The 11,668-nt window shown below is 60.9% G+C and carries 11 protein-coding genes and 1 pseudogene; 2 read left to right on the forward strand and 10 right to left on the reverse strand.

Features of this window, described 5'->3' with window-relative positions; translation table 11 throughout:
* The first annotated feature begins 6 nt into the window (after positions 1-6).
* Positions 7-651, forward strand: coding sequence for an NnrS family protein (locus tag EOA86_RS06620; protein WP_245497156.1), 645 nt, complete (start codon positions 7-9; stop codon positions 649-651).
* Positions 652-720: 69 nt separating this feature from the next.
* Here the strand turns inward: EOA86_RS06620 and EOA86_RS06625 are convergent, their stop codons facing one another.
* The 10 genes and pseudogenes from EOA86_RS06625 to ccoN form a co-directional block, all read right to left on the reverse strand.
* Positions 721-1,581 (reverse strand): SUMF1/EgtB/PvdO family nonheme iron enzyme, encoded by an 861-nt coding sequence (locus tag EOA86_RS06625; protein ID WP_128341042.1) that lies wholly within the window; start codon positions 1,579-1,581, stop codon positions 721-723.
* Positions 1,582-1,633: 52 nt separating this feature from the next.
* Positions 1,634-2,741 (reverse strand): annotated as a pseudogene (gene nirK, locus EOA86_RS06630) (copper-containing nitrite reductase).
* A gap of 222 nt (positions 2,742-2,963) precedes the next feature.
* Positions 2,964-3,119, reverse strand: coding sequence for a cbb3-type cytochrome oxidase assembly protein CcoS (ccoS, locus tag EOA86_RS06635; protein WP_065012099.1), 156 nt, complete (start codon positions 3,117-3,119; stop codon positions 2,964-2,966).
* Positions 3,116-5,398, reverse strand: coding sequence for a cation-translocating P-type ATPase (locus EOA86_RS06640; RefSeq protein WP_245497154.1), 2,283 nt, complete (start codon positions 5,396-5,398; stop codon positions 3,116-3,118). Before EOA86_RS06640 ends, ccoS begins: the two co-directional genes overlap by 4 nt.
* Positions 5,395-5,892, reverse strand: coding sequence for a FixH family protein (locus EOA86_RS06645; RefSeq protein WP_128341043.1), 498 nt, complete (start codon positions 5,890-5,892; stop codon positions 5,395-5,397). Before EOA86_RS06645 ends, EOA86_RS06640 begins: the two co-directional genes overlap by 4 nt.
* Positions 5,889-7,448 carry a cytochrome c oxidase accessory protein CcoG gene (gene ccoG, locus EOA86_RS06650; RefSeq protein WP_128341044.1) on the reverse strand — a complete coding sequence of 520 codons (1,560 nt, stop codon included), beginning with the start codon at positions 7,446-7,448 and terminating at the stop codon, positions 5,889-5,891. Before ccoG ends, EOA86_RS06645 begins: the two co-directional genes overlap by 4 nt.
* 215 nt (positions 7,449-7,663) lie before the next feature.
* The gene (gene ccoP, locus EOA86_RS06655) at positions 7,664-8,527 is read right to left on the reverse strand and encodes a cytochrome-c oxidase, cbb3-type subunit III (RefSeq protein ID WP_128341045.1); all 864 of its coding nucleotides are present in this window, start codon (positions 8,525-8,527) and stop codon (positions 7,664-7,666) included.
* A gap of 2 nt (positions 8,528-8,529) precedes the next feature.
* Entirely contained in the window at positions 8,530-8,679 is a 150-nt protein-coding gene (locus tag EOA86_RS06660) for a CcoQ/FixQ family Cbb3-type cytochrome c oxidase assembly chaperone (RefSeq protein WP_065009122.1), read from the reverse strand.
* Positions 8,680-8,690: 11 nt separating this feature from the next.
* Complete coding sequence (gene ccoO, locus EOA86_RS06665) at positions 8,691-9,422, reverse strand: cytochrome-c oxidase, cbb3-type subunit II (RefSeq protein ID WP_128341046.1); 732 nt, start codon at positions 9,420-9,422, stop codon at positions 8,691-8,693.
* An 11-nt stretch (positions 9,423-9,433) separates the two neighbouring features.
* Entirely contained in the window at positions 9,434-11,044 is a 1,611-nt protein-coding gene (gene ccoN / locus EOA86_RS06670) for a cytochrome-c oxidase, cbb3-type subunit I (protein ID WP_128341047.1), read from the reverse strand.
* A gap of 254 nt (positions 11,045-11,298) precedes the next feature.
* Between ccoN and EOA86_RS06675 the strand changes: the two genes are divergently transcribed.
* A partial coding sequence (locus EOA86_RS06675; RefSeq protein ID WP_164891593.1) for a hemerythrin domain-containing protein occupies positions 11,299-11,668 on the forward strand: 370 nt, incomplete at its 3' end.

Consider the following 11,668-nt stretch of genomic DNA (forward strand, 5'->3'; position numbering starts at 1 on the left):
ATAAGGATGATCGCCGCGGCGATCATCCTTATCTCCCTCATCGGCGGGCGCATTATTCCGAGCTTCACGCGCAACTGGCTCGTCCGCGAAAACTCGGGCAGGCTTCCGGCGCCTTTCGACCGTTTTGACATGGCATCGATAGCCATCTCGGTCGCCGCGCTGGGTGCATGGACGGTCATCCCGGACAGCAGCACCTCAGGACTGCTTATGGCAGCTGCCGCAATCTGCCAGGCATGGCGTTTGTCGCGCTGGGCGGGAGAGCGCACCATGCGCGATCCACTCGTGCTTGTGCTCCATGCCGCATACGCCTTTGTGCCGGTCGGTCTTGCCTTGGTCGCGGCGTCGATCTTCTTTCCCAACGCCGTGCCCGCTGCGGCGGGGTTCCACGCCCTTGGCGCCGGCGCGATCGGCTCGATGACGCTTGCTGTAATGGCCCGCGCAACGCTGGGACACACTGGGCGAGAGCTCAAGGCAGGAAAAGGAACCTCGTTTGTCTTCGCGGCCATCCTTGTGGCGGGATCATTGAGAACCCTGGGCGCCTTCGTCCCTGATGACGGTGTGATCCATCTGGCCGGCGCCGCATGGGTGGCTGCATTTGCCGGTTTCATCCTGGTCTACGGAACCGCATTGATGGGGCCAAAGGCGCAGTGAATCGGGCGGCGGCAGGCCCGCGACGGTGGACAGAACCTGTGGAACTGCCTCCATTTGTCAGATGCCGAGTTACCCGAGGATCAGCTTTCTCCACCCCGGTCGGTCCCGCACCAACCTGAATCCCAGATTGTCGGGAGGCGTTCCAACGGCACAGCCCCCGCTTTTGCCGTCGCTGACGAAGTTCGACATGTAGGTCCTGTGAAATCCTTCAACGACATGGACGCCGCAATTGTCGAGGGAACTCGCAACCCCAGTTCCATCCGCCGCCAGTGTTGCGCGGACGTAGCATGTCGATGTCCACTCCCAGACGTTGCCGGAAAGATCGGCGAGACCACGGGAGTTCACGCCAAAGGAGCCTTGGCTCCTCGGCATTGGGTCCGGGCTGCGATCGAGTTGGGCCTCGGCCTTGTAGCGGGCAAGCCAACGCTTGGCGGGGTTGTTGGCGTCGGCTTGTACCCCCTCAAATCCGCCTCTGAAACGCTCTGCTGCCGCAAAGGCCCATTCATAGTCTGTAGGCAGCCGCCAGTAATCGCCGGTCGCTTGAGAATACCACCGGGCATAGGCGCTGGCATCGAGATAACTCACTCCGGTCACCGGCGCATTGGGCGGGATCTCACGTGTCTCCTGTGGCGACTGGCAGGCACCGGCCTTCACACAGTCAGCATAGTCGGCCACGCTGACCTGATAGGTCATGATTTCGATGGGCTTGTTGAACCGTCGCTTGAGGCGGGGATTGGCTTGCGGGTGTTCGCCCCGCAGGAACTCGCCCGGCAGGGAATAGGTGATCGAACCGGGAGGCAAGGTGATCGTGATGGCGACAGGGTGGGATTGTCGATGTCCACTCCAGCCGACGGCGAGTTGGGACAAGCCCACCGGAACCGCTGCGGCCGCGATAGCGACCGTGGCAACCTTCAGGATGGAAAGCGGCATGGCTTTTTGTCCATACCCGGACAGCGATGCTGTCCGGGTAATTGCGGTGTCGTCAGTTTGTGGCGATGGCTTTAGGAGCCTCGACCTGCGTCATCAGGTCGTCATTCCACTCACCTTCGACCATGAAATGAGCCGTGGCTCCGAGTTCCACAGCCTCGATCAGATTGTGGTTCACGTAGGCGTAGACCCCCGGCTGCAGGAAGGTGTAGAGCGCCGCGCCCGCCGATCCGCCGCGAATGAACCAGGTTTCCAGATCCTTGGCCGGCGTGTTGGCGAATTTGCCCTCTTCCCAGACGTAATCGCCGTGACCGCCAATCAGGTGCGGGCGCGTATCGCGGTTGGCTTGCGAATGGACGATCAATACCGTTTCGCCAACATTCGCCTTCATCGCGTTGTCGCCGGTCAGTGAACCGGCCTTGCCGTTGAACACCACATGTGTCGGGATCAGTCCGCGCATCACTTTCATCATATCGTCGTAACCGTCGCCGGCCGTTTCATAGCTCTTGAAGTTGCCGTTCTCGTCACGCGGGATATAGAAGTCGTTTTCGCCGATATAGAAGATCCTGTCGTATTTGACGCGGCTTGCCCTCGTCGTTCTTCAGGCCATCTCGCGGCAGGACCATGATCGCGCCGCTCATTCCGGATACAACATGCCAGGGGATCATCGAGCCGCCGGGCGCGCAGTGATAAACGAATGTTCCCGAGCGGGTAGCCTTGAAACGCAGGGTCACCTGCTCGCCGGGATTGACCAGCGTGAGCTCGCCGCCGCCCAGCGCTCCGGTTGCGGCATGGAAATCGATATTGTGAGCGAGCGTATTGGTATCCGGATTGATGAGCGTCAACTCGACATAGTCGTCCTGGTGCACGACCATCAGTGGGCCGGGAACTGAGCCGTTATAGGTCATGGCATTGAGCGTCGTGCCGTCTGCGTCGATGACAACAGCCTTTTCTTCGATCGTCATGGTGAATTCGACGATCTTCGGGTCACCCTTGGCGACCTGATCGTGCGGATGGACGAACGGCGGCGCCACGAGCTTGATCTTCTCGCGGGCTAGCGCCCCGATGTCTGCCGGGGCGAACGTTGCGGAAAATGCCGGCATCGCCGCCACGGCGGCAGCGCCGATGGCTGCTCCGAAGAGGGCTTCGCGTCGCGTGAACATGTCAGTCTCCTGTCTATCAACCGTTGTGGATGAGTAGAATCTACCTGACCAGACGCAGTGTTTCTTTGCGTTGGCGCAAATTGAAGAGTTAAATCTTGGCGAGAGATAGACTGGGATACGGCAAGCTTGCGCGTTATTCGAGTTTTTGGTTTATGTTCGAGCCAGACACATGCAGTGGCGAAGTCTTCCGGACCAGCGCCGCTATCCGCACTTGACTCCCGATCAGTTGTCTAGCTTTTCGTCCCGATCGATCAGGATCCGCTCGGCAGCTCCGTCGAGATCCTCGTATTGGCCGCTCCTCAAGGCCCACAGGAAGCCGGACAGACCCAACGCGCCGAGAAAAAGAGCTACGGGTATGAGATAGACCAGCGTCGTCATGAGGATCGTGCCAATGCGCCGATACTGGAACGTTTGCCGTGCGAACGACCCGCCTCCGGTTGGCTCGCGGCAAAGCCTTGCAGCCTCAGCGCATTGCCAATGACAAGCAGTGACGAAGCCGACATCGCGATTGCCGCGATCAGCGGCGTGACATGCCCCAGGATGGCGATCGGCACGGCGATGGTGTTGTAGACGATTGCTATGGCGATGTTTTGCCGGATCAGTCGTCCGGCCTTTCGCGAGATGTCGAGGGCAAGGGGTACTGCCGAAAGGCTTTCGCGCAGGAACACGAAATCCGCCGCTTTGCGGCCGACATCGGCCGCCGTGGCTGGAGTGATCGAGACGTGTGCCGCGCCCAGCGCAGGGGTGTCGTTGAGGCCGTCGCCAACCATCAGCACCTTGTGGCCGTCTTTCGCCAGCGTTTCGATATACTCGACCTTGCCCGAAGGGAGCAGCGCCGGAACAAAGTGATGGATGCCCAACGTCGCCGCGACCTCGCCGCAGGCAGCTGCGGTATCGCCCGACAGCATTTCCACGGAAACCCGGGCGTTGTTCAATTGCTCGATGGCCGCTCTGGCGTCTGCACGCAGCGCGTCCTCGAAGACAAAGGACGCGACAATGATCCCATCTTTGGTCAGAACCGTTCCGCCGTATCTGCTTTCGCCGCCGACTCGGGCCTTCCACCCGGCCCAGCCGCGCCGGCCGAGCCGCCAGGTGCTTCCCATGGTGCTGGCTTCGATCCCGAAACCAGGGTGCTCGCTGACGGACTCGACCTTCGGCTCACCGGCAAAGCCCGCACAGCCGGCTATGGCCCTTGAGAACGGGTGGCGGGAATGCGCCGCCATGTCGGCGGCGATTGCCAGCATGGCCGGATCGATGGACGACGCATTGACGAGCCGGGGCTGTCCGAGCGTAAGCGTCCCTGTCTTGTCGAACACCGCCGTGTCGATCGCCGCCAGGCGCTCCATGGCCGAACCATCCTTGACCATGACGCCGCTTTCGAACAGACGCCGCGCAGCGACCACCTGCACTATCGGCACGGCGAGACCGAGCGCACACGGGCAGGTGATGATGAGAACGGCGATTGCGATTGTTACTGCCCGGTGCCAATCGCCGGTCGCCGCCATCCAGCCAAGGAGCGTCACGAAGGCGGTCAGATGAACCACTGGAGCATAGAGCGCTGAAACGCGGTCGGCGATCCTGCGATAATGGGCGCGACCGCCCTCGGCGGCTTCCATCAGCCGGACCATTTCGGCCAGGAAGGAATCCTTTGCGGCGGCTGTCGCCTCGATAGTCAGCGGGCCTGTGAGATTGAGCGTGCCGGCCTGCACGGTTTCCCCTGACGCCACGGTTCTGGGTGTGCTCTCACCGGAAACCAGTGAACAGTCGAGATCCGAAGAGCCTCGAATGACCTTGCCGTCTACGGGAATCCTTTCGCCGGCGGCGATCAGCAGCTGCAAGCCGGGTTCGATCTCCTCAACCGGCAGGTAATCGCGCGAACCATCCTCGCGCAGCACCATGGCGCCCCGCGCCGCCAGCCGTGACAGGCCGTTCACGGCGGTCCGGGCACGCTCCCGCATCACGTGATCCAGCGTGCGGCCGATCAACAGGAAGAACAGCAGCGATACCGACGCGTCGAAATAGGCGTGCTCGCCATGGTTGATGATCTCGTAGAGGCTCATCGCGTAGGCGAGCGAGACTCCAACCGCAATCGGCACATCCATGTTCATGCGGCCGTAGCGCAACGCATTCCATGCGGAGCGGAAATAGATTCCGCCGGCGAAGGCGAGCGCCGGGATGGCGATCAGCGCCGAGACCCAATGGAACAGGTCACGGGTCGCGCCTTCAGCGCCTGACCAGACCGAGACGGAAAGCAGCATGATGTTGCCCGCAGCAAAGCCGGCAACCGCGACGGCCCGGATCAGCTCCGAAAGCGTTTTGTCCTTCTCGCCAACCTGCGGGTCGAACAGATGCGCCGGGTAGCCCAGCCGTCCAAGCGCGGCGGCGAATGGCGGAACCTCATCCCCACGCCACCGGATCGATACCCGTTTCGTCGACAGGTTGACCCGAACGCCCTCGACGCGATCGAGCTTTCCGAGCGCCGTCTCGATCGCCTGGATGCAGGCCGCGCAGTGAACCGTCGGCACCGACAGATCGGTCTGGCGAAGGTCATCGACAAGCGAGCGGCTTGCCAACCTGATCTCCTGGCTCGATGGCAGACTGGATGTCGCTCCGCCCAGATCCAGCGCCATTTCAGCGCCCGGCGCACAGCAGCTCATTGCAGTGCTCCCTGAGAAACCATGATCCGGCGAACGTCGCGATAAGGCTCTGCCAGACCGGCATCGGTGTCGACTTCGATGATCCAGACGCCATCCCTTGGCGTGTACTCCACGGCAAATTCCTGGCCCGAGGCAGCGGCGAGAGTGACGGCTTTGTCCGCGCCCTCGTAGGCGGGATGACGAAACAGTACCTTGACACTACGCAAGGGAACCGGCTTGCCGGCGGCATCGCTGAGACTGTAGCGGACTTCGCCCCAAGAGATCGTCAATTTGCCAGTCCAGCCGAGCGCCGCCTGTGCGCGGCCTTCCTCGGCCTTTCGGTTGAATTGCTGGCTGGCCACATAGGTGTTTTCGACGACAAGGCCGGTCCAGCTTGTGCTGGCGAGTGTCGCCATCGTCAGATTGACTGCGATGACCACACCGAAAAAGGTGAGAATGGTGGCCAGCATGTGCCGGCCGGTGAATGCGCGGGATTTTTGCGTATTGGCACTCATCTGGCGATCTCCGGCGCGTTGAAGGTGGCGGTGTATTCGTCCGTTTCGAAACTCGCCTTGTCCTCGACGCGGAATTTGAACGTCTGTGTTGCGCTTCCGACCTGGTCCGCCGGCTGGCGCACGAAAACCTTCAGCATCTTCAGGCGGTCGGGTTCGACCGCGACGGCGAAGGACCGGTCTGCGGGAAGGTCGATACCAACGACGCTCATTTCGGCTCCCCGCAGGCCCTGCATGGTGACAACGATCGTCCTTGGCTCCGGGATCATGTTGAGCAGCTTGACGGTGTAGCCGTTGCGGATCGAACCGTCGGACAGCGTGACGAACTGCGGATTGCGGTCGTGCAGAACGTTGACCTCGAGCCGGTCGCGCGTCAGCAGCGAATAGAGCAGGGCGAGACCGACTGCCGACCATGCACCCATGTAGGCGAAGGTCCGTGGCCTGAAGATCTTGCGGATATGGAAATGGGCCAATTTATCGGAGAAAGCGCCACCGTCGGTTCGGACGAGCGACGGGTTCACCGAGCAAGAGCCGCCTGCAGTCGCCACCGCCATGTTGGCGTTAAAATCGGACAGCGTCGCATAGGAGATCAGCCCGCGCTCCTTGCCGAGTTTGTCCATGACGCCGTCGCACGCATCGATGCACAGCGCGCAAGTGATGCATTCGAGCTGCTGGCCATCGCGAATGTCGATCCCCATCGGGCAGACGGCGACACAGGCATTGCAGTCGACGCAGTCTCCGGCAAGCTGTCCCGCGGCCTGGACCTTCTTGGCGTGCCGCGACCGAGGTTCGCCGCGCCAGTCATTATAGGTCACGGTCAGCGAATTTTCGTCGAGCATCGCTGCCTGGACGCGCGGCCACGGACACATGTAGGTGCAGACCTGCTCGCGCATCAGCCCACCGAATGTGTAGGTGGTTGCCGTCAGCACGCCGATGGTGATGTAGGCGACGGGTGCTGCGGTGCCGGTAAAGACCTCGCCAATCAGCGATGGCGCGTCGGCGAAATAGAAGATCCAGGCGCCGCCGGTCGCTGCCGCTATGGCCAGCCAGATCGCGTGTTTCGATACACGCAGCACAAGCTTGCGGGCGGTCCACGGTCCGGCGTCGAGCTTCATGCGGGCATTGCGATCTCCCTCGATCGCACGCTCTACAAACAGAAACAGATCGACCCATACGGTCTGCGGACAGGTATAACCGCACCAGGCTCTGCCAACTGTGGATGTGATTAGGAAAAGGCCGATACCGGCCATAACGAGAAGGCCGGCCACATAGAAGAATTCCTGCGGCCAAATCTCGATGAAGAAGAAATAGAAGCGGCGGTTGGCAAGATCGATCAGCACGGCCTGATCGGGAGCAAAGGGACCTCGATCCCAGCGCAGCCAGGGCGTCAGGTAGTAGATGCCCAGCGTGATCGCCATCACCAGCCACTTGAAGCGGCGAAAGCTGCCCGAGGCGCGCTTGGGAAAGATCTTCTTGCGCGGTGCATACAGCGGCTGGCGGACCTTGGCGGAGTTGACCGCCTCGGCTTCGAGCCGTTCTATCTGCGTATTATCCAGCACGAGAAACTCCAGTCGCGCAGCTTATGATTTCGGCGCGCGCAGTCGGACTTCGTTCTTCGGCCGGTGCGCGAAATGCCGCGTTGAACAAGCCTTGCCCAGGGTGGCCTGCTGCGCGTTGATGCAAGTCAATCGCGAACGCCGGAATGCAGTCGAGACCCGGGCGCAAGCCGGGCCTCGTCGCTTGGCTGGCGAAGGGCCGGGAATAGGACCCCCCTCTATTCCCCACCACCAAGCGAATGGATGTAGACCGCGAGCTCCTTGACCTTGGTCTCGCCGAGACGCTCAAGCCAGGCCGGCATAACGCCATGCTTGGGGGCGCGGACCTGCGCGGCGATTGCCGTTTCGTTCGACCCGTAGAGCCAGATCGCATCGGTCAGATCGGGCGCGCCGAGCTCTTTGTTCCCTTTTGCCGTGTCGCCATGGCAGGCCACGCAGTTTTCGGCGAAAACCTTGGCGCCCGGCTCGACCAGTTTTGCATCTTGAACCGGGCCAGACAGGCTGGCGACGTAGGTGCTGACCTGTGCGACCTGGTCGCCGGTAATGATCTCGCCAAAAGCCGGCATTTCCGACAGGCGTGTATCCGGGACGGATGCGAAGCGTATGCCGTGCGTGATCGTTTGCTGGATCTGCTCGGCCGTGCCGCCCCACAACCAGTCATCGTCATTGAGGTTGGGAAAGCCCTTGGACCCCTGTGCACCGGAAGCGTGGCACTGCACGCAATTGACTTTGTACGCAGCGCTGCCTGCGGCAACAGCGAATTCGCGCAACGCGTCGTCGCCGGCAATCTCCGAGACGGTTTTCGATTGTATCGCTGCGGCATATTTCGCCTTGGCGATTTCGGCCGCAGCAAGCTCGTTGTTGACGTCGTCGCGGCTCGAATAGCCAAGCACGCCCTTGGTCGCCGAGGTCAGCATCGGCCATGCCGGATAGGCGATGGTGTAGCCGATCGCCCAGACGATGGTGATGTAGAACGTTATGACCCACCAGCGCGGAAGTGGGTTGTTGAGCTCCCTGATACCATCCCACTCGTGGCCGGTGGTGGAGATGCCCGACACTTCGTCGATATGTTCATCGCTCATGATCAGTCGTCCTTCAGAGGAATGCGGGCGGCTTCATCGGCCTGCTTGCCACTCCCGGGACGGAATGCGAAGGCGACCGTTCCGACGAAGAAAAGTGCCATGGCGAGCAGGGCCCAACTGTCGGCGAACTCTCTCATCCAGTGGTAATCCATGGTCCTTCTCCTCAGCGGTAGCCAGCGGCTTCGTCGTAGGTCTTGAAATCGACCAGCGTGCCGAGCATCTGCAGATAAGCGACCAGGGCATCCATCTCGGTCACCTGTTGCGGATTGCCGTCGAAGTCACCGAGCTTGGCCTTCGGATAGCGGCCTTCCAGGTCGGATGTGTCGGCATTGGGATCGGCCTGCGCCATAATGTCATCTCTGGCGTGAGCGATCATGTCATCGGAGTAGGGGACACCGACGCGCCTGTTTGCGATAAGGTGCGTCGAGAAGTCCTTCACCTCGATTGCGGTATCCTTCAGGAAGGCATAGCTCGGCATGATCGATTCCGGCACCACCGAACGCGGCTCGATAAGATGCTGAACGTGCCACTCGTTCGAGTAGCGATCTCCGACTCTGGCGAGGTCCGGCCCGGTGCGCTTCGATCCCCACTGGAACGGGTGATCGTACATCGACTCGGCTGCCAGGCTGTAGTGACCATAGCGCTCGACCTCGTCACGGAACGGCCTGATCATCTGGCTGTGACAGAGGTAGCAGCCCTCACGCACATAGATGTTGCGTCCGGCGAGTTCGAGCGGCGAATAGGGCCGCATGCCTTCGACCTTCTCGATCGTGTTGTCGAGATAGAAGAGCGGTGCGATTTCGACGATACCACCGACCGTCACCACCAGGAGGGAACCAACGAGAAGAAGCGTGGCGTTCTTCTCGATGATCGCGTGTTTGTCCATCAAGCCCATTCTCTGGCTCCTTATTGTGCGGGCTGAAGGGCGGGGATGGAGCCTGGCATCGGCTCCTCCTCGCGCTGGTAGCCGAGGATGGTCATGGTGATGTTCCAGGTCATGATGACAGCACCGGCGAGATACATCGCGCCACCCACGGCGCGCATGACGTAGTAGGGGTGCATGGCGGCGATCGTTTCTGCGAACGAGTAGACCAGGAAGCCCTGCTCGTCGTACTCGCGCCACATCAGGCCCTGCATGATGCCGGAAACCCACATCACCGCGGCGTAGACGACGATCCCGAGGGTCGCCAGCCAGAAGTGCCAGGTAACAAGCCGCAGAGAATAGAGCTGTTCACGGTTCCACAGCTTCGGCACCATGTAATAGATCGCGCCGAACGAGATCATGCCTACCCAGCCGAGCGCGCCGGAATGGACATGCCCGATGGTCCAGTCGGTGTAGTGCGACAGCGAATTGACCGCCTTGATTGACATCATCGGACCTTCGAAGGTCGACATGCCGTAGAAGGCGATGGCCATCACCATCATGCGGATGATCGGATCGGTGCGCAGCTTGTCCCAGGCGCCGGACAGCGTCATCAGGCCGTTGATCATGCCTCCCCAAGAGGGCATCCAAAGCATGATCGAAAACACCATGCCGAGCGTTTGCGCCCAGTCGGGCAGGGCGGTGTAGTGCAGGTGATGCGGCCCGGCCCAGATATAGAGAAAGATGATCGCCCAGAAGTGGATGATCGACAGCCGGTAGGAATAGACTGGCCGGTTCGCCTGCTTGGGCACGAAATAATACATCATGCCAAGGAAGCCCGCCGTGAGGAAGAAGCCGACGGCATTGTGGCCGTACCACCATTGCGTCAAGGCGTCCTGGACACCGGAGAAGGCGGAGTAGCTCTTCGAGCCCAGGAGAGACGCCGGCATCGATAGGTTGTTGATCAGGTGCAGCATCGAGATGGTCACGATGAAGGACAGATAGAACCAGTTGGCGATGTAGATATGCGGTTCCTTGCGTTTCAGGATGGTGCCGAGGAACAGGACGAGGTAGGCGACCCAGACGACGGTCAGCCATATATCCACATACCATTCGGGCTCGGCATATTCGCGGCTCTCGGTGATGCCGAGCAGGTAGCCGGTCGCGGCCATGACGATAAAAAGTTGATAACCCCAGAACACGAACCAGGCGAGATTGCCGCCGAACAGCTGGGCGCGGCTGGTGCGCTGCACGACATACATGGACGTGCAGATGAGCGCGTTGCCGCCGAAAGCAAAAACGACGCCGGACGTATGCAATGGCCGCAGGCGGCCGAAGTTGAACCAGGGCTCGAGGTTGAGATCGGGGTAGGCGAGTTGCAGCGCGATAACCACGCCCACAAGCATGCCGACAACACCCCAGAACATGGTGGCGATAGCGCCGTAGCGGATTGGCCCATCCATGTAGGCAGAAGGATCAACCGGTGCTGCCGGCGCAAAGCTGGTGTTGCGCAGAAGGACGATGACAAAGCCAAGCAGCACGAAGAAAAGCACCCACATGTGCTGGCGAAATGGCTCGTCCACACCAAAGCCGGCCGCCACGAGGGCGACGAAAGTGAAGATGCACATTACGACGATTTCTGTGCCGAACTTCATGACATGTCCCCTGACCGCGGATCCCGATGCGCGGACGCCAATCCGCAGCAACACCAATTCCGCGACTACATCGTCGCCGCCTTGATCCAAATCAAAGCTGCACGGTTTTGGATTGGGCAGCGTCGATCTCGCAAACGAGTGGGAGGCGGCCATTGAAGGAACAGAAAGAGCGGGGATCGTCGCTGTTCGAAGTGCGCCGTGAGAATTCGACGCTAGCTGACCAATCCGGCAGAGAAGCAATCCCAAGCGCGGTGATGAAGCGCGCGCATGGGGAAAAACTGCAGCTCTGTGATGCTCTGGAGAAAATCTCGGACGCTTTGCCGAACGTCGATCGCCTGAAGTGCCTTGGCATAGCCAACGCAATCGTTCCGTTGTTGCGCAATATTCATCAATATGAAGAAACGATCATCTTTCCCGCCTATGAGGCCGCTACAGGCGGCAGCAATGCCAACCTTGCCTCAACCCGGCGATTGCGCGCCGAACACGTCGAAGACGAATGCTTTGCCGGGGAGGTGACTGAAATCCTGCTGGCGATCGGCCATGGCGAGGCAGTCGAGAATGCCGAAGCGGTCGGCTTCATGCTGCGTGGCTTCTTCGAAAGCATGCGCCGTCACATCGCATTTG

Origin of the sequence: Mesorhizobium sp. M5C.F.Ca.IN.020.32.2.1 (assembly GCF_004023105.1) — a bacterium.
Lineage (GTDB): Bacteria > Pseudomonadota > Alphaproteobacteria > Rhizobiales > Rhizobiaceae > Mesorhizobium > Mesorhizobium wenxiniae.

What these genes read in the sequence shown, in the direction of transcription:
- EOA86_RS06660 (WP_065009122.1), bottom strand. Translation starts at nt 8,679, where the DNA reads ATGGATTACCACTGGATGAGAGAGTTCGCCGACAGTTGGGCCCTGCTC.
- EOA86_RS06645 (WP_128341043.1), bottom strand. Translation starts at nt 5,892, where the DNA reads ATGAGTGCCAATACGCAAAAATCCCGCGCATTCACCGGCCGGCACATG.
- EOA86_RS06640 (WP_245497154.1), bottom strand. Translation starts at nt 5,398, where the DNA reads ATGAGCTGCTGTGCGCCGGGCGCTGAAATGGCGCTGGATCTGGGCGGA.
- ccoO (WP_128341046.1), bottom strand. Translation starts at nt 9,422, where the DNA reads ATGGGCTTGATGGACAAACACGCGATCATCGAGAAGAACGCCACGCTT.
- ccoN (WP_128341047.1), bottom strand. Translation starts at nt 11,044, where the DNA reads ATGAAGTTCGGCACAGAAATCGTCGTAATGTGCATCTTCACTTTCGTC.
- EOA86_RS06620 (WP_245497156.1), top strand. Translation starts at nt 7, where the DNA reads ATGATCGCCGCGGCGATCATCCTTATCTCCCTCATCGGCGGGCGCATT.
- EOA86_RS06625 (WP_128341042.1), bottom strand. Translation starts at nt 1,581, where the DNA reads ATGCCGCTTTCCATCCTGAAGGTTGCCACGGTCGCTATCGCGGCCGCA.
- ccoP (WP_128341045.1), bottom strand. Translation starts at nt 8,527, where the DNA reads ATGAGCGATGAACATATCGACGAAGTGTCGGGCATCTCCACCACCGGC.
- ccoS (WP_065012099.1), bottom strand. Translation starts at nt 3,119, where the DNA reads ATGACGACGCTGGTCTATCTCATACCCGTAGCTCTTTTTCTCGGCGCG.